The 16,577-nt window shown below is 73.3% G+C and carries 16 protein-coding genes; 7 read left to right on the plus strand and 9 right to left on the minus strand.

What is annotated here, in order from left to right; all coding sequences use genetic code 11:
• The first annotated feature begins 54 nt into the window (after positions 1-54).
• Entirely contained in the window at positions 55-1,086 is a 1,032-nt protein-coding gene (locus HCJ92_RS07585; RefSeq protein WP_167932679.1) for a DMT family transporter, read from the plus strand.
• A 100-nt stretch (positions 1,087-1,186) separates the two neighbouring features.
• Here the strand turns inward: HCJ92_RS07585 and ychF are convergent, their stop codons facing one another.
• On the minus strand, positions 1,187-2,278 hold the full coding sequence (gene ychF, locus HCJ92_RS07590) for a redox-regulated ATPase YchF (protein ID WP_167932680.1): 1,092 nt from the start codon (positions 2,276-2,278) through the stop codon (positions 1,187-1,189).
• Positions 2,279-2,443: 165 nt separating this feature from the next.
• On the opposite strand from ychF, the gene HCJ92_RS07595 reads away from it, so the two are divergent.
• A complete protein-coding gene (locus HCJ92_RS07595) occupies positions 2,444-3,022 on the plus strand; it encodes a DUF6542 domain-containing protein (protein ID WP_245240670.1) in 579 nt (192 codons plus the stop codon).
• 161 nt (positions 3,023-3,183) lie between these two features.
• Here HCJ92_RS07595 and HCJ92_RS07600 read toward each other — a convergent pair whose 3' ends face one another.
• Positions 3,184-4,170, minus strand: coding sequence for a 4-hydroxy-3-methylbut-2-enyl diphosphate reductase (locus tag HCJ92_RS07600; RefSeq protein WP_167932681.1), 987 nt, complete (start codon positions 4,168-4,170; stop codon positions 3,184-3,186).
• A gap of 94 nt (positions 4,171-4,264) precedes the next feature.
• On the opposite strand from HCJ92_RS07600, the gene xseA reads away from it, so the two are divergent.
• Both xseA and HCJ92_RS07610 read left to right on the plus strand, forming a co-directional pair.
• The gene (xseA, locus tag HCJ92_RS07605; protein ID WP_167932682.1) at positions 4,265-5,491 is read left to right on the plus strand and encodes an exodeoxyribonuclease VII large subunit; all 1,227 of its coding nucleotides are present in this window, start codon (positions 4,265-4,267) and stop codon (positions 5,489-5,491) included.
• Between the two features lie 10 nt (positions 5,492-5,501).
• The gene (locus tag HCJ92_RS07610) at positions 5,502-5,768 is read left to right on the plus strand and encodes an exodeoxyribonuclease VII small subunit (protein WP_167932683.1); all 267 of its coding nucleotides are present in this window, start codon (positions 5,502-5,504) and stop codon (positions 5,766-5,768) included.
• A 109-nt stretch (positions 5,769-5,877) separates the two neighbouring features.
• Here the strand turns inward: HCJ92_RS07610 and HCJ92_RS25550 are convergent, their stop codons facing one another.
• Entirely contained in the window at positions 5,878-6,717 is an 840-nt protein-coding gene (locus HCJ92_RS25550; protein WP_338054067.1) for a DUF4245 domain-containing protein, read from the minus strand.
• Between the two features lie 168 nt (positions 6,718-6,885).
• Between HCJ92_RS25550 and glpX the strand changes: the two genes are divergently transcribed.
• Positions 6,886-7,917: a class II fructose-bisphosphatase gene (glpX, locus tag HCJ92_RS07620; protein ID WP_167932684.1), complete on the plus strand. Its 1,032-nt coding sequence runs from the start codon at positions 6,886-6,888 to the stop codon at positions 7,915-7,917.
• Positions 7,918-8,002: 85 nt separating this feature from the next.
• Here the strand turns inward: glpX and HCJ92_RS07625 are convergent, their stop codons facing one another.
• The 3 genes from HCJ92_RS07625 to HCJ92_RS07635 form a co-directional block, all read right to left on the minus strand.
• Positions 8,003-8,335 carry a WhiB family transcriptional regulator gene (locus tag HCJ92_RS07625; RefSeq protein ID WP_167932685.1) on the minus strand — a complete coding sequence of 111 codons (333 nt, stop codon included), beginning with the start codon at positions 8,333-8,335 and terminating at the stop codon, positions 8,003-8,005.
• Positions 8,336-8,848: 513 nt separating this feature from the next.
• Positions 8,849-9,496 (minus strand): DUF1707 domain-containing protein, encoded by a 648-nt coding sequence (locus HCJ92_RS07630; RefSeq protein ID WP_167932686.1) that lies wholly within the window; start codon positions 9,494-9,496, stop codon positions 8,849-8,851.
• Positions 9,497-9,581: 85 nt separating this feature from the next.
• A complete protein-coding gene (locus HCJ92_RS07635; RefSeq protein WP_338054068.1) occupies positions 9,582-10,610 on the minus strand; it encodes a hydrogen peroxide-inducible genes activator in 1,029 nt (342 codons plus the stop codon).
• A 130-nt stretch (positions 10,611-10,740) separates the two neighbouring features.
• Here HCJ92_RS07635 and HCJ92_RS07640 point away from each other — a divergent pair, with 130 nt between their 5' ends.
• Together HCJ92_RS07640 and HCJ92_RS07645 are read left to right on the plus strand one after the other, a co-directional pair.
• Positions 10,741-11,295: a peroxiredoxin gene (locus HCJ92_RS07640; protein WP_167932688.1), complete on the plus strand. Its 555-nt coding sequence runs from the start codon at positions 10,741-10,743 to the stop codon at positions 11,293-11,295.
• Between the two features lie 100 nt (positions 11,296-11,395).
• Positions 11,396-11,938 carry an alkyl hydroperoxide reductase gene (locus tag HCJ92_RS07645; RefSeq protein ID WP_167932689.1) on the plus strand — a complete coding sequence of 181 codons (543 nt, stop codon included), beginning with the start codon at positions 11,396-11,398 and terminating at the stop codon, positions 11,936-11,938.
• Between the two features lie 267 nt (positions 11,939-12,205).
• Here the strand turns inward: HCJ92_RS07645 and HCJ92_RS07650 are convergent, their stop codons facing one another.
• The 3 genes from HCJ92_RS07650 to HCJ92_RS07660 form a co-directional block, all read right to left on the minus strand.
• Positions 12,206-14,014, minus strand: coding sequence for an ATP-binding SpoIIE family protein phosphatase (locus HCJ92_RS07650; RefSeq protein WP_167932690.1), 1,809 nt, complete (start codon positions 14,012-14,014; stop codon positions 12,206-12,208).
• Positions 14,015-14,227: 213 nt separating this feature from the next.
• Positions 14,228-14,917 carry a cytidylyl-2-hydroxypropylphosphonate hydrolase gene (fomD, locus tag HCJ92_RS07655; RefSeq protein WP_167932691.1) on the minus strand — a complete coding sequence of 230 codons (690 nt, stop codon included), beginning with the start codon at positions 14,915-14,917 and terminating at the stop codon, positions 14,228-14,230.
• Positions 14,918-15,031: 114 nt separating this feature from the next.
• A complete protein-coding gene (locus HCJ92_RS07660) occupies positions 15,032-16,462 on the minus strand; it encodes a class II fumarate hydratase (RefSeq protein WP_167932692.1) in 1,431 nt (476 codons plus the stop codon).
• Positions 16,463-16,577 lie beyond the last annotated feature (115 nt).

Raw genomic sequence — 16,577 nt, forward strand, 5'->3', positions numbered from 1 at the left:
GTCCCACCGAACGCCCCGGACCGCGCATCCTCCCCCTCGACACGTGGAGACGACATGGACCGCGGTGCATCCTCGCTGCGCAGCGTGGCACGGGTGATCGTGCTCGCCCTGCTCTGGGGCTCGACCTTCCTCTGGATCGACCTGGCGCTGCGCGGCCTCTCGCCGCTGCAGGTGACGTTCGCCCGCTGCGCGGTCGGCTCGCTGGTGTTGCTCGCGGCGTGCCGGCTGGCCGGGCACCGCCTCCCACGCGGTCGGACGACCTGGCGCCACCTCGTCGTCGCCGCGTTCTTCTGCAACGCCCTGCCGTTCGCGCTGTTCAGCCTCGGGCAGCAGACCGTCGACTCCGGCATGGCCGGCGTCCTCAACGCCACCACCCCGCTGTGGACGATCGCCCTCGCCCTCGTGCTCGGCACCGAACGCACCCCCCACGCGGGGCGGTCGGCCGGGCTCCTCCTCGGGTTCGCCGGCACCATCGTGCTGTTCGCCCCCTGGCAGGCCACCGGCGCCACCGGCTGGGGCACCCTGGCCATCCTGGGTGCCGCCGCCAGCTACGCCGTCGCCTTCACCTACATGGGACGCACCCTGGTACGGCGCGGCACCCCCACCATCTCGCTCTCCACCGCCCAACTCCTCGCCGCAGCCGGCCTCACCGCGACCGTCATGCCGCTCGGCGGCGGACTCGCGCCCTTCGACCCCACCCCGACGGTCGTCGTCGCCGCGCTCGTCCTCGGCGTCCTCTGCACCGCCCTGACCTTCCACCTCACCTACCGCATCATCAACGACGAGGGCGCCACCAACGCCGCCGTCGTCGGCTACCTGCTGCCGGTCGTCTCCGTGCTGCTCGGCGTCGCCGTCCTCGGGGAGCAGCTCCACACCCGACTGCTGATCGGCATGGCCGTGGTCCTCGTCGGCGTCGCACTCACCCGCCGCTTCCCCGCGCGGAGCGCGACACCACCGGCGGGGACGGGCGCGGGCGCACTCCCGGCGGCGGAGGACGCAGCCGCCAGCGCAGCCGCCACCTCGGTCGCACCCGATCCGGACACACCCACCGACGGCGAACCTCTCTCCGGCCGAGGCACCTCCTGAGCCGCGGGCCGGCGAAGCGGCGCAACCGCTTCGCCGCACGGACAGCGAAGGGCCGCCCGACCCGCTCCGCGGCAGGTCGGACGGCCCTTCGCCGGACGCGTCACACGTTGAAGCGGAACTCCACCACGTCGCCGTCGCGCATGACGTAGTCCTTGCCCTCCATGCGGGCCTTGCCCTTGGCGCGGGCCTCGGCGACGGAGCCGGCCTCGACGAGGTCGTCGAAGGAGATGACCTCGGCCTTGATGAAGCCCTTCTGGAAGTCGGTGTGGATCACACCGGCCGCCTCGGGGGCGGTGTCGCCCTTGTTGATGGTCCAGGCCCGGGACTCCTTGGGGCCGGCCGTCAGGTAGGTCTGGAGACCGAGGGTCTCGAAGCCGACGCGGGCGAGGTTGGCGAGCCCGGGCTCCTCCTGGCCGACGGACTGGAGCAGCTCCAGCGCCTCCGCCTCGTCGTCCAGCTCGCCGAGGTCGGCCTCCAGCTTGGCGTTGAGGAAGACGGCCTCGGCCGGGGCGATCAGCTCACGCTGCTCGGCCTTGAAGGCGTCGTCGGTCAGCTCCTCCTCGTCCACGTTGAAGACGTAGAGGAAGGGCTTGACGGTCAGCAGGTGCAGCTCGTGCAGCGGCTCGGCCCGCTCGGTGCCCTGGCGGATACCGGCGGAGAAGAGGGTGCGGCCCTCCTCCAGGATCTCCTTGGCCTCCTCGACGGCCTTGACCACCGGCAGCCGGTCCTTGCGGATCCGCGACTCCTTCTGGAGCTTCGGCAGGACCTTCTCGACCGTCTGGAGGTCGGCGAGGATCAGCTCGGTGTTGATGGTCTCGATGTCGCTCTTGGGCGAGACCTTGCCGTCGACGTGGACGACGTTCTCGTCCTTGAAGGCCCGGATGACCTGGCAGATGGCGTCCGACTCGCGGATGTTCGCCAGGAACTTGTTGCCCAGCCCCTCGCCCTCGCTGGCGCCCCGCACGATCCCGGCGATGTCGACGAAGTCGACGGTGGCGGGCAGCACCCGCTCGCTGCCGAAGATCTCGGCGAGCTTGGCCAGGCGGGCGTCGGGGACCCCGACGACGCCGACGTTGGGTTCGATCGTCGCGAACGGGTAGTTGGCCGCCAGCACGTCGTTCTTCGTGAGGGCGTTGAAGAGAGTCGACTTGCCGACGTTCGGCAGTCCGACGATTCCGATCGTGAGGGACACGTGGGACTTCCCGTTCGGGTGGTTGCTGACAGGGCCGGTCGCCCATTCTAAGGGGGCGGCCCCCGGCCCCTCCCACCTCGTCCTTCTGTCGACTCATCGGCAAATGGGATGAAAAGGGCGCGCCATTGCGCCATCGCGGGCGGCACGGCCCGTACGTTGGTGCCCGTGGAGTACAGCACCAGCACCACCCGCCCTCCCCTGCCGCGCCCGGCCGCCGGGGCGGCCGGCGTGCCCCGGCCCGCCCGGGCGGCGGCGCCGGACCGGCAGCGCAGCCGTCCCGCCCCCCGATCGCGCGAGGGAGCCACCCGCCCCCGGCCGCCCCTGCTGGACGCGCTGGCGCGCCTCCCCCGTCCGAAGCTGACGGGACTGGGATGCGGCGTGATCGCGATCGGTTCGATGGTGGTCGCCGGCTGGTTCAGTCGGGTCCTGGGCGGCGCCCCCGTGCTGTACGGGCTGCTGTTCGTACTGGTCTCGGTGGCCGTCGCCGCCTGGGTGCGGCCGATGGACCTGATCTGCGCGCCGGTGGCGGTGCCGATCGCCTACGCGGCGGGGCTCATCGTCAGCGGCGGGCTGTACGAGCTGTTCACGGAGCTGGCCGTCGGCGCCCCCTGGCTGTTCGCGGGCACCATCGCCGCGGTGGGGATCACGTTGGGTCGGCAGCTGGCCGTCATGGCGGGTCGGATCAGGCGCCGCAGGGAGAACGCGGCCCGTGCCGCCGCGGCACAGCAACACCAGCGCGGCTGACCCTGCGCCCGGAGCCGCACCACCGGCCGTCGCGGGCGCGCCACCGCCACCGCCACCGCCACCGCCTCAGCAGAACGCGACCGCCCCGTGCCGTTCATCGGCACGGGGCGGTCGTCGGCGGTGCCCACGACAGGCCGGGCGGCGCGCCCCGACCCGGTGCGTCAGGCGCTGTCGCGGACCTTCTCGGCGGCCTCGGCGCGCAGGTCGCGGCGCAGTTCCTTCGGCAGCGAGAACTGGATCGACTCCTGCATCGGCTGCACGACCTCGACGTCACCGAAGCCGCGTTCGGCGAGCCACTCCAGCACGCCCTCGACCAGCACGTCGGGGACGGAGGCACCGGAGGAGAGGCCGACGGTGGTGACCCCCTCCAGCCAGCTCTCGTCGATCTCGCCCGCATTGTCGACCAGGTGGCCGGCACCGGCGCCGGCGCCCAGCGCCACCTCGACCATCCGCACCGAGTTGGAGCTGTTCTTCGACCCGACGACCAGCACCAGGTCGGAGTCGGCGGCGATCTGCTTGATGGCGGTCTGCCGGTTCTGCGTGGCGTAGCAGATGTCGTCGCTGGGCGGGCTGATCAGGTTGGGGAACTTCTCCTTGAGGGCGCCGACCGTCTCCATGGTCTCGTCCACGGAGAGGGTGGTCTGGGAGAGCCAGACCACCTTCGACTCGTCCCGGACCTCGACGTCCGCGACGTCGCCGGGGCCGTCGACCAGCTGGATGTGCTCGGGGGCCTCGCCGGAGGTGCCGATGACCTCCTCGTGGCCCTCGTGGCCGATGAGGAGGATGTCGTAGTCGTCCTTGGCGAAGCGAATGGCTTCCTTGTGGACCTTGGTGACCAGCGGGCAGGTCGCGTCGATGGTCGCGAGCTTGCCGCGCTCGGCCTCGCGGTGCACCTCGGGGGCGACGCCGTGGGCGGAGAAGATGACGATCTCGCCCTGCGGGACCTCGTCGGTCTGCTCGACGAAGATCGCGCCCTTCTTCTCCAGCGTCTTCACGACGTACTTGTTGTGCACGATCTCGTGCCGGACGTAGATGGGCGGACCGTACTGCTCCAGCGCCTGCTCGACGGCGATGACGGCGCGGTCCACACCCGCGCAGTAACCACGGGGGGCGGCGAGCAGGACACGGCGGGGGGCGGAAGCGCTCATGGCCCCATCGTAGGGCCCGGTGGGGGTGAACCCCGGTGCCGGTCTCGGCTTTCACGCCCCCGGGGCTGTCGGCGGGCCCCGATAGCCTGGCGGCATGGCTCTTCAGACCTCCGCCGACGACCCGGTTCCGGTCGCCAGGATCTCGCGGCTCATCGGGGAATGGATCGACCGCCTGGGCGGGGTGTGGGTGGAGGGGCAGATCACCCAGCTCAGCCGCCGCCCCGGCGCCGGTGTGGTGTTCTTCACGCTCCGGGACCCCTCGCAGGAGATCTCCCTGACGGTCACCTGTTTCCGGGGTGTCTTCGACCAGATCGCCGATGTGGTGGCGGAGGGCGCGCGGGTCGTCGTCCACGGCAAGCCGGAGTGGTACGCCCCGCGCGGGCAACTCTCCTTGCGCGCCGCGGAGATCCGCCCGGTGGGCGTGGGCGACCTGCTCGTCCGGCTGGAGCGGCTGAAGCGGGCGCTGGCCGCCGAGGGACTGTTCGCCGCGGACCGCAAACGGCCGCTGCCGTTCCTGCCGCACCGGATCGGGCTGGTGACGGGCCGCGCGTCGGCGGCGGAGCGGGACGTACTGGAGAACGCACGGCTGCGGTGGCCCGCCGTCAGCTTCGACGTGCGCAACGTCGCGGTGCAGGGCGTGCACGCGGTGGCGCAGGTGGTGGAGGCGGTACGGGCGCTGGACGCCGACCCGGCGGTCGACGTGATCGTGGTGGCGCGCGGCGGCGGGAGTGTGGAGGACCTGCTGCCGTTCTCGGACGAGCGGCTGGTGCGCACGGTCGCGCAGTGCGTGACGCCGGTGGTCTCGGCGATCGGCCACGAACCGGACTCCCCGTTGCTGGACCTGGTCGCGGACGTCCGCGCCTCGACGCCGACGGACGCCGCGAAGCGCACCGTCCCCGACGTCAACGAGGAGCTGACGCGAGTGACGCAGCTCGGTGACCGGGCACGGCGCGCGATGGAGACCTTCCTCGACCGGGAGGAGCGCGGGTTGGCGAACGCGCTGTCGCGGCCGGCGATGGCCGAGCCGCACCGGGTGCTCGACGCGCAGGAGGAGCGGCTGGCGGAGCTGCGGCTGCGCGCCCGGCGCTCGCTGTCGCACGGGCTGGACCGGGCGGCGGACGATCTGCGGCACACCCTGGCGCGGGTGCGGGCGCTCTCGCCGGCGGCGACGTTGGAGCGCGGCTACGCGGTGCTGCGGCGCCCCGACGGCTCGGTGATCCGGGACGCCTCGACCGTGGCGCCGGAGGAGGAGTTGCACGCGCGGGTGGCCGAGGGCGAGCTGTCGGTGGTGGCCCGAGGCGCTGTCAGCCCTCCCGCATAGGCTGGCGGGCATGACGGAAACGGATGCCGAGACCGCGCTCGGCTACGAACAGGCCCGCGACGAACTGGTCGAGGTGGTGCGGCGGCTGGAGGCCGGCGGCGCGACCCTGGAGGAGTCGCTGGCGCTGTGGGAGCGCGGCGAGGAGCTCGCCCGGATCTGCCGCCACTGGCTGGAGGGCGCCCGGGCCCGCCTGGACGCGGCGCGCCCGTCGGACGGCGGTGACGGCGGCACGCCGCGTCCGGGCGAGGGGGACGGCGCGCCCTCGGGCGACGGCTGAGTCACCACCGCTGCTCGGTCCTCGGCGCGCGTGCCGTGCGGCGGGGCCGGGGAGCAGGACGGCCCGGTCCTCGCGGTGCGAGGGCCGGGCCGTGCGGGTACGGCGCGTGTCACTGGTTGGCGTGCGGCGCCAACGAGGCGGCGAACGCCTCCAGCTGTTCGGCCCCGGCGGTGCCGGTGACGACAGTGGTGACGTCGCCCTCCTCCGACACGAGGGCGTCGTACTTGCCGCCGGTGTGGACGGCCCATTCCCGACCGTCGACGGTGACGGTGTCCCCGGTGTCCTGGGCGCCCTGCGCGAAGTCGTTGACGAAGGCCCGCACCGGCCCGTCCGCCTGGCCCAGCGCGACGTACTGGTTGTCGGGGTCCATGAAGCCGATGCGCCAGAAGGCGCCGTGGTCGGAGCTCTGCCGGTACCGCACGGAGGTCGCCCGCCACTCCTCGTCCAGCCCCTCGGGGACGACGAGGTCGTAGGGGGCGGCGCGGGAGGCGGTGCTCGCCTCGACGGCGTAGTCGACCGCCCGGACGGGGTCCTGGCCGGTGTCGGTGGGCTGCACGAAGTAGAAGAACAGCGCGCCGACGGTGATGACCGCCATGGACAGAAGCATGTCCCGGACGGTCTTCAGCTTGCGGCGCTGCCTGGCGTCGCCGGTGGCGGCCGGTTCGCCGCCGGTGGCAGGGTCGTCACCCGCGGCGGGTCCGCTGCCGGCGCCGGGTCCGGCGTCGTCGGCCGACCGCGTCGGCTGAGCCGTCGGGGTGTCGGCCGCCGCGGTGGTGTCCGCCGCGTCACCCGTCGCCGGGTCGGCGATCGCCGTCGCCCGGCGCGCCTCCTCCTGCGGGGCGGACTCGGATGCCGCTTCGCCGCGTGCGGCGTCCCCGCCGCTGTCGCGGGCCGGGTCACCGGCGGTGCCGGCGGGCTGCTGGGACGGAGTGCCGTTCTCTCTCACCACTCCCCCATCGTCCCGTATGCCGGGAGCCGCTCCCCCACCACCCCCTCCCTGCTCATCCGTGGGCCGACATGCTCAGTTGTCCGGGCGGCGGCTAGAGTCGAGGCGTCCCCCGAACTCCACGGTCCCCGGCGCGCGTACCGGCCCGCCCGCGCGAAAGGTTGTGTGCCCATGTCCGACCACCATCTCCCGCCTCCTCTCGAGGTCAGCCCCGAGGCGCCCGACCGCAACCTCGCACTGGAGCTGGTCCGCGTCACCGAGGCCGGGGCGATGGCCTCCGGACGCTGGGTCGGACGCGGCGACAAGAACGGCGCGGACGGCGCCGCGGTCCGCGCGATGCGCGCCCTGGTCTCCACCGTCTCGATGAACGGCGTGGTCGTCATCGGGGAGGGCGAGAAGGACGAGGCGCCGATGCTCTTCAACGGCGAGCGCGTCGGTGACGGCACCGGCCCGGAGTGCGACGTCGCCGTGGACCCGGTGGACGGCACGACGCTGACCGCCAAGGGCATGAGCAACGCCGTCTCCGTCCTGGCGGTCGCCGACCGGGGCGCGATGTTCGACCCGAGCGCCGTCTTCTACATGGACAAGCTGGTCACGGGCCCGGAGGCGTCCGAGTTCGTCGACATCGACGCGCCGGTCGCGGTGAACATCCGGCGGGTCGCCAAGGCGAAGGGCGGCACCCCCGAGGACGTCACCGTCTGCGTCCTGGACCGCCCCCGCCACCAGGATCTGGTCCGCGAGATCCGCGAGGCGGGCGCCCGCATCCGGTTCATCTCCGACGGCGACGTCGCCGGAGCGATCGCCGCGGTGCGCGACGGGACCGGGGTGGACCTGCTGCTCGGGATCGGCGGAACCCCGGAGGGCATCATCGCCGCGTGCGCGATCAAGTGCCTGGGCGGCACCATCCAGGGGAAGCTCTGGCCCAAGGACGACGCGGAGCGCCGTCAGGCGCTGGACGCCGGGCACGACCTGGACCGCGTGCTGCACACGGACGACCTGGTCTCCGGCGACAACGTGTTCTTCGTCGCCACCGGCATCACCGACGGCGACCTGCTGCGCGGTGTCCGCTACCGCGCCGAGACCGCCACCACGCAGTCACTGGTGATGCGGTCGAAGTCGGGAACGATCCGCCAGATCGACTCCACCCATCGCCTGTCGAAGCTGCGCGCCTACAGCGCCGTCAACTTCGACCAGCCGCGCTGACCGGTCCGGCGACGACCTGCCGCGGACGACAGAGCACCGGGGCCGGGGGCCGCTCCTGAGCCGCCCCCGGTCTCCCGCGTCCGCCTCAGGCGGCCTCGGCGGACTGCCGCCGGCGCCGCCGGCCGAGCACCACACGCCGCTCGGCGGCGGTGAGGCCGCCCCAGACGCCGTAGGGCTCGGGCTGGAGCAGCGCGTGCTCCCGGCACTCGAGCAGGACGGGGCAGCGGGCGCACACCGACTTGGCAGCCGCCTCACGGGAGAGCCGCGCGGCCGTCGGCTCCTGTGAGGGCGCGAAGAAGAGTCCCGCCTCGTCGCGCCGGCACGCGGCCTCGGAATGCCACGGGCCGGCGAGGTCTCTCCGTAGCCGTGGGGACGGCACGGCGGTGGACCACTGTGGCTCGTGAGGCGATTGCAGCACGGTCAACTCCTGACGACGGCTTACGGGGTCGCTCTGCTGGGCTGACTGACCACCACCCGCAGGCCTGGGTGACCGACCGCGGCAGAGCGCCGCTGATCGGCCATACGAGTGACGGTCCTCCCTGCCCTACCCGCTGCGCACACGCTTATGCACGGAGAGCCAAACAGGGCGACGTGACGTGACGTCTCGCATCCGCTCCGTGTCCACCCCGGCGCGACTCGGCGGGGTGGGGTGGGGTGGGGCAGGGCGGCGCCGACGCTGTCCCCGACACGGGGCCGACGGGTGACCGGGGATGCCACCGGGCTTCGAGAGACCCCGGGCCGGGCGCGCGGAAGCGCCCGCCCGCTCGGGCGGGAAGGCAAGGAGAGGGGCCGTGCCCGCGTGCGGCGGCAGCGCGTGCGGCGAAGAAGCGGACGGCGGCGGCCCACCGGCCGGCGCGGCGAGCCGCACCGGGTCGAGGCGGCACGGCGCACGGCACCGCCGAAGCCCGGCGGCGGAGGGGAACCCGCCGGGTCAGCCGTCGCTCGCGCGGAGGTTCTGGACCCGCTTGCCCTCGACGGCGGACGCCTCGACAGCACCCCAGATGGCGACGCCGCGCAGCCGCACCACCGGCGCGGCCGGGTCGGCGGCGACCATCTCGCGGGCGTCGAAGGAGCCCATGATCCCGCTGCCCTCGCAGACGAGCGTGATGTTCTCGGGCACCTGGATGCTGATGCCGCCGCAGACCGCCGTCGCGTTGATGACCACCTCGGGCTGGTCGAAGATCGCCTCGGTGAGGTCGATGTCGACACCGCCGCAGACGGCGATCGCGTTCATCTGGGCGCCGACCCGCCAGCTGCCCTGCCGGTCGGCCCCGCCGAGGACGGCGACGACGTTGCGGGGACCGGGGAGGCGCGCGGCTTCCTCGCGGGTGGGGGGCCGCGGAGCCGACGGACGCTGCCCGGCGGGCAGGTCCCGGATCAGCTTCTCCAGCTCGGGCACGGTCTTGGCCGAGTAGACGCCCTCGATGCGCTCGGCGTGCTCGTCCGCCTGGAGGCGGCCTTCGGCCAGGGCCTCGCGGAGGATCTCGGCCACGCGGTCGCGGTCCGCGTCGGAGGCGCGGACGGCCGGGGGCGGGGTCGATTTCCCGAGGGACACGGCGGGCGGCTTGTCGGTGGTCACCCCGTCAGGCTACCGAGGTACGGCCGGGGCCACCAGGGTCGCCGAGTGGGTTCGGGGTGGAAGTCAGGGCTCTGTCAGGGGCAGCTCAGGGAGACCCCGTAGCCGGCCGGAGCCGTGCCCCGCGCTCCGCCCCACCGGCCGGTCGGCGCGGGCGGCGGACGGGTTCGACCGCGGGCACCACCCGCACCGGGAGCGCGCGCAGCGCCTCCCGGAGGCCGGCGCCGAGTTCGGCGAACTCGGTGGCGCGGGCGGCCCCGGAACGGGTGACGAGCGCGATGCGGCGCGTGGGTGCGGGGCTCGTGAAGTGGCCGGTGGCCAGGTCGTGGCTGCGCGCGGTCTCGGCGTCGAGCGCGGTGCGCGGCAGCAGGGTCGCGCCCATGCCGCCCGCGACGAGCTGGACGAGCGTGGCGAGCCCGGCGGCGCTGGTGGCTCCGCCCTGTCCGTCGCGTCCGGCGCCCCGACAGATCTCCAGGGCCTGGTCGCGCAGGCAGTGCCCCTGGTCGAGCAGGATGAGATCGAGGTCGCGCAGGGCCTCGCGGGGGATGTCACCGCGGCCGGCGAGCGGGTGGTCGGCGGGGGTGACCAGGCAGATGTCCTCGTCGAAGAGGGGGAGTTCGTCGAGCCCGGTGACGCCGAGGGGCACGGCGAGCAGCAGCACGTCGAGCCGGCCGGAGAGCAGCCCGTCGAGGAGCGGGTCGGTCTGGTCCTCGGTGACGGCGAGGTCGAGCGCGGGGTACTTCTCCCGGACGAGCCGGAGGACGGTGGGCAGCAGGTAGGGCGCGCAGGTGGGTATGACGCCCAGCCGGAGCGCGCCGGTGAAGGGGGCGCGGGCGGCCTCGGCCTCCTCCATCAGCTCGCCGACCGCGTCGAGCACCGCGCGGGCGCGGCCGGCGAGGCGTTCCCCCGCGGGGGTGAGGAGGACACGCCGTGTGGTGCGTTCCACAAGGGTGATGTCGAGGATCTCCTCCAGAGCCGCCACGGCCCCCGAGAGGGCGGGTTGGCTCATCCCGATGGCGGATGCCGCCTCGCGGAAGTGGAGGTGTTCGGCGACGGCCAGGAACGCCCTGAGCTGCGAGACCGTGGGTGGGCGCAGCCCTGCGGATCGCACCGACACTGATAAACACTCCCGATCAGCTGTACAGATTCTGGCTATTTCCGTGATCAACGCCGATGTGACAGCGTGAGTCGCGTCCAACCCTCGGAAAGCCCCCGTAAGGGTACTTTCCCCGTGCAAGGAGATCACGTTGCTCACCGTTGGTGACAAGTTCCCCGAGTTCGAGCTCACCGCCTGCGTCTCCCTCGAGACGGGCAAGGAGTTCGACACCATCAACCACAAGTCCTACGAGGGCTCGTGGAAGGTCTACTTCGCGTGGCCGATGGACTTCACCTTCGTCTGCCCCACCGAGATCGCCGCCTTCGGCAAGCTCCAGGACGAGTTCGCCGACCGTGACGCGCAGATCCTCGGCTTCTCCCTCGACACCCAGTTCGTGCACCACGCGTGGCGCCGTGACCACGAGGACCTCCGCGACCTGCCCTTCCCGATGATGTCGGACGTGCAGCGCGAGCTCTGCTCCGACCTCGGCATCCTCGGCTCGGACGGTCTGCCGATGCGCGCCGTCTTCATCGTGGACCCGAACAACGAGATCCAGTTCTCCATGGTGACCGCCGGCTCCGTCGGCCGGAACCCCAAGGAGGTCCTGCGGGTCCTCGACGCCCTGCAGACCGACGAGCTGTGCCCCTGCAACTGGAGCAAGGGCGACGAGACCCTCGACCCGGTCAAGCTGCTCTCCGGCGAGTGAGCTGACCCATCGCAACCGGCGGTCCCCCCGCCGCCCGGGAAGGGCCGGCGGGGCGGGCACCGCCCGCACACCTCGAGGACACGGAGACGGGAGAACGACCATGGCCCTGGACGATCTGAAGGCGGCCGTACCGGCCTACGCCAAGGACCTCAAGCTCAACCTCAGCTCGGTGATCGGCAACTCCGAGCTGCCCGCCCAGCAGCTGTGGGGCACGGTGCTCGCCTGCGCCATCGCCTCCCGGTCCCCGATCGTGCTGCGGGAGCTGGAGCCCGAGGCGCGGGAGAAGCTCTCCGAGGAGGCGTACACCGCCGCCAAGGCAGCCGCCGCGGTCATGGCGATGAACAACGTCTTCTACCGCACCCGCCACCTGCTCTCCGACCCTGAGTACGGCACGCTCCGCGCCGGCCTGCGGATGAACGTGATCGGCAACCCGGGCGTGGAGAAGGTCGACTTCGAGCTGTGGTCGCTGGCGGTCTCCGCCGTCAACGGCTGCGGCCAGTGCCTCGACTCGCACGAGCAGGTCCTCCGCAAGGCGGGCGTGGACCGCGAGACGATCCAGGAGGCGTTCAAGATCGCCTCGGTCGTGCAGGCCGTCGGCGTCACGCTGGACGCCGAGGCCGTGCTGGAGCCGACCTCCGCCTAGGCCCTGTCTGATCAATCCCGCCTGGCCCGCGGCGCCTGGCACGGCATCTCGCCGCGTTGGAGCCTCGCGCGAGTACGACGGGTACGAGCTGCGACGCTCCGCCCTGCGATCCGCCGCACCGGACACCGCGGGCCTTTCCGGCGCTCTCCACCAGACAGGACCCAGGCCACGCCCCGCACGGGTGGCGTGCGGCAACCGAGAGGGCCCGAACCGCCGGTGGTTCGGGCCCTCTCGGCGTTCCCCGGGCAGCCCCGGGGACGGGGCCGCTCAGCGCACGGTCATCTCGAACCACACCAGCTTGCCGGTGCCCAGACGGGTGGCGCCCCAGCGCCGCGCCAGCCGCTGCACCAGCACCAGGCCGCGGCCCCCCTCGTCGGCGGGCCCCGCCTGCCGGAGCCGGGGCAGCTGCGGGACGTCGTCGCCCACCTCGCAGCGCAGCGCGTCGGTGCGCAGCAGCCGCAGCGTCACCGGGCGTTCGGCGTACCGCACCGCGTTGGTGACGACCTCACTGACGAGCAGCTCGACCGAGTCCAGCAGTTCCTCCAGCCCCCAGCGGGTGAGGCTGTCGCGGACCTGTCGGCGGGCGAGTCGCACCGAGTCGGCGCGCGGCGGCATCCGCAGCAGCACCACGTCCTCGGGGGCGACGCCCTCGAACTGCGCGGCGAGCAGCGCCACGTCGTCGTCGCGGTCGCCGGGACCGGCGATGTCGAGGATCTCGTCGCACAGCGCCTCCAGCGGCGCGGCGGCGCCGGGCCTGGTGAGGCGGGCGGTCTCGGTGAGCAGCGCGCGCAGCTGCTCCACGCCGGTGGAGACGTCCCGGCTGCGGGACTCGACCAGGCCGTCGGTGTAGAGCACCAGGGTGGAACCCGCCGGGGCGGAGACCGTGCAGGTCTCGAAGTCCACCCCACCGACGCCGATGGGGGCGTTCGGCGGCAGGTCGACCAGTTCCGTGGTGCCGTCGACGTGGAGCAGTACCGGCGGCGGGTGCCCGGCGCTGGCCGCGGTCAGCGTGTGGGCGACCGGGTCGTAGACGGCGTAGAGGCAGGTAGCCATGCGGTCCTCGCCGAGCCGCTGCGCCTGCTCGTCGAGGTGGCGCAGCACCTCCTCCGGCGGGAGGTCGAGGCCGGCGAGGGTCTGCACGGTGGTGCGCAGCTGGCCCATGATCGCGGCGGAGGTCGTGGAGTGGCCCATGACGTCGCCGACGACCAGCGCCATCCGGCTGCCGGGCAGCGGGATGGCGTCGTACCAGTCGCCGCCGACGCGCGCGGACTCGGCGGCGGCGGTGTAGCGGTGGGCGAGCCGCACCCCGGTGTGCTGCGGCAGCCGGTCCGGGAGCATCGTGCGCTGCAGCTCGTCCGCGATGGACGCCTCGCGGTTGTACAGCACCGCCTTGTCCACGCCGAGGGCGGTGTGGGTGGCGAGCTGGGCGGCGACCTGGAGGTCGTCGGAGGTGTAGGCGACGGTGTCGGGGCGGCGCACGAAGACGGCGATGCCGTTGACGCGGCGGTGGCCGCGCAGCGGGGCCAGGACGACGCGCTCGCCGTCGGGGAGGTCCTCGGCGCCGGTCAGCTCGTGCAGCGCGCCGCGGGCGGTCTCGCTGTCGGCGAGGACCGGGCGGACATTGCGCAGCGTCTCGGCCAGCGGGCCGCCCGGCGCGTGCTCGACGCGGGTGGCCGCGTCGGCGAGCAGCGGGACCGGGCCGGCGCCGCTGCTGCGGCCCGCGAGCGCCTCGGGCACCCGGTCGGTGCGGCGCAGCCGCAGCACGTACGGGGTGACGGGCTGTTCCTCGCCGACCGGCAGGGGGTCGCGGAGGTAGACGAGGATCGCGTCGGCGAAGGTGGGCACGGTGGCGCGGCAGAGACCGAGAATGGTCTCGTCCAGGTCGATGCCGCGCGCGATGCGGCGGGTCGCGGAGCCGACGAACCGCAGCCGTTCGGCGTGGCCGATGCCGGCTGCCGGGACGCGGAGTTCGACAGTGGCCCCGGCCTGGTCGTGCGGTGCCCCGCGGCCCTCGGCCGTCCCGGCGCCCTCCGGCGGGCCGGGCGGCGCGGCGGTCTCGGTCCGGGCGTGCGGCATGGACGCGCCCTCCGCACGCTGCGGGGGTTCCGCCGTACGTGCCGCGGGTTGCGGTGGTGTCGGGTCCGTCACGGGGGTTGTCCATCCGTCCAGGTGGGAACTGGCGTGTGGGGCCGGGGTGTTGCGCTGGGAGGATCAGTGGGGCTCGATCCTACGATCGGGACGGGGGTGTCTTTCAAGAGGCTCCCGAACCCTCACCCATTATGGGAAGCCTCAGGGAGTGCCCGGCACCGTCCCCAACCGGTCCCAGTCGGGCGGCAGCGCGGGCAGGGGCCAGCCGTCGTCCGGGCGCCAGTGCTCCCAGCCGTCGCGGAACGGCCGCCCCCAGACGTCGATCAGCGCCACCGCGGCCCGGCCCCACTCCTTGACCCGTGCGGCCTGCTCGGTGGTGATCAGCCCGTCGTGCCGGGCCTGGCCGAACTCGTCCTCGTCGCGCCAGGACCAGCGGCGCGCGCGGTCGACGACGATGTCGAGGAAGTAGTCCTCGGAGTCGACCCCGCCCGACCAGCGGGTCAGGGGCTCCTCAAGATTGACGTACCAGTTGCGGAACCGCCAGCCCTCGTCCCAGAACAACCACACCGACCAGGGCTCGCCGGGTCGCGCCAGCTTCAGGACACCAGTGCCCTTCCAGCGGTCGCGGGCGACCACGCGGGGCTTGGTGTAGCGCGTCGAGAGCGGTTCGTGGTGCAGCGGCGTGCCGTCGGCGAGGAGCGGGCGGACGCACTCGGTGCCCGGCGCGATCCACACCGCGAGCACTTCCGGGGTGTCGCGGACCACGGTCATCGGCCGGCAGATGTGGAACTCCGCGGACGCGTTGGCCCGGTAGCGCCACAGGATGTGGTCACCGGGCAGCCAGCGGCCGGCGGCGGCCCCGGTGCGGTCCTCCGCTCTCGGTGTCGTCATGTGCGGAGCATATGACGACACCTCACCCGGGGTCGCCTACCGTGACCGGACAGTGACCATCGGGTGGCGGTGGGTGCCCGTCCCGGCGTCGGGGGCGGGCCGCCCCGTCGCAGGTCAGTCGGCGGTCGGCGGGTGGGTCATCGCCAGTACGTCGAGCGCCGCGTCGAGCTGCTCCTCCGTCAACCGGCCGTCGTCGAGGTACCCCCCGTCGACGACCGCCTGACGGATGGTGACGCGTTCCGCCAGCGCGCGCTTCGCGACCTTCGCCGCCTCCTCGTAGCCGATGTACCGGTTGAGCGGCGTGACGACCGACGGGGAGGACTCGGCGTACTCGCGGCAGCGTTCGGCGTCGGCGGTGATGCCGGTCACGGTGCGGTCGGCGAGCATGGTGGCGGCGTTGCCGAGCAGTCGCACCGACTCCAGCAGGTTGCGCGCCAGCACCGGCAGCATGACGTTCAGTTCGAAGGTGCCGGAGGCCCCGGCGGTGGTGACCGTCACGTCGTTGCCGACGACCTGGGCGCAGACCATCAGCACCGCCTCGGGCACCACCGGGTTGACCTTGCCGGGCATGATCGAGGAGCCCGGCTGCAGGTCGGGGAGGGCGATCTCGGCGAGCCCCGTGCGCGGCCCGGAGGCCATCCACCGCAGGTCGTTGCAGATCTTGGTGATCGAGACGGCTACGGTGCGCAGCTGGCCGGAGGTCTCCACCAGCGCGTCCCGGGCGCCCTGCGCCTCGAAGTGGTTGCGGGCCTCGGTGAGGGGCAGGCCGGTGGTCCGCGCCACCTCCGCGACCACCGCGGCGGGGAACCCGGCGGGGGTGTTGATCCCGGTGCCCACCGCGGTGCCGCCCAGCGGCAGCTCCGCGAGGCGCGGCAGCGCGCCGCGGAGCCGTTCCACTCCGTACCGCACCTGCGCGGCGTAGCCACCGAACTCCTGCCCCAGCGTCACGGGGGTGGCGTCCATGAGGTGGGTACGGCCTGCCTTGACGACGCCCGCGAACTCCTCGCCCTTGCCCGCGAGTGCGTCGGCGAGGTGCTCCAGCGCGGGGATGAGTTCGCGGCTGACCGCGGCGGTGGCCGCGATGTGGATCGAGGAGGGGAAGACGTCGTTGGAGGACTGGCTGGCGTTGACGTGGTCGTTGGGGTGGACCGGCTCGCCGAGCCGCTCGGTGGCCAGGGTGGCCAGCACCTCGTTCATGTTCATGTTGGACGAGGTGCCGGAGCCGGTCTGGAAGACGTCGACCGGGAACTGGTCGGGCCAGCGGCCGTCGACGACCTCCCGGGCGGCCTCCTCGATGGCGCGGGCGCGGGGTTCGTCGAGCACGCCGAGTTCGGCGTTGACCCTGGCCGCCGCCGCCTTGATCCGCGCCAGCGCCTCGATGTGGGCGGCTTCCAGCCGCAGGCCGGAGACGGGGAAGTTCTGCACCGCGCGCTGGGTCTGCGCGCGCCATTTGGCGTCCGCCGGCACCCGCACCTCGCCCATGGAGTCCCGCTCGACCCGGTACTCGCCGCCGCTGCCCTCGATGTTCGCGCCTGTCCCAGTCATGCGCCCAACGTACCGCCGGGCCACGGCCGCCGCCGGGTCCACGACACGCCGCCGGGCGGCCCCGGCGGCACGGCGGCGTGCCAGGGATGCTCAGCGGGCCCGCTCGCCCGGGGGG

This window comes from Streptomyces spiramenti, assembly GCF_012034385.1.
Lineage (GTDB): Bacteria > Actinomycetota > Actinomycetes > Streptomycetales > Streptomycetaceae > Streptomyces > Streptomyces spiramenti.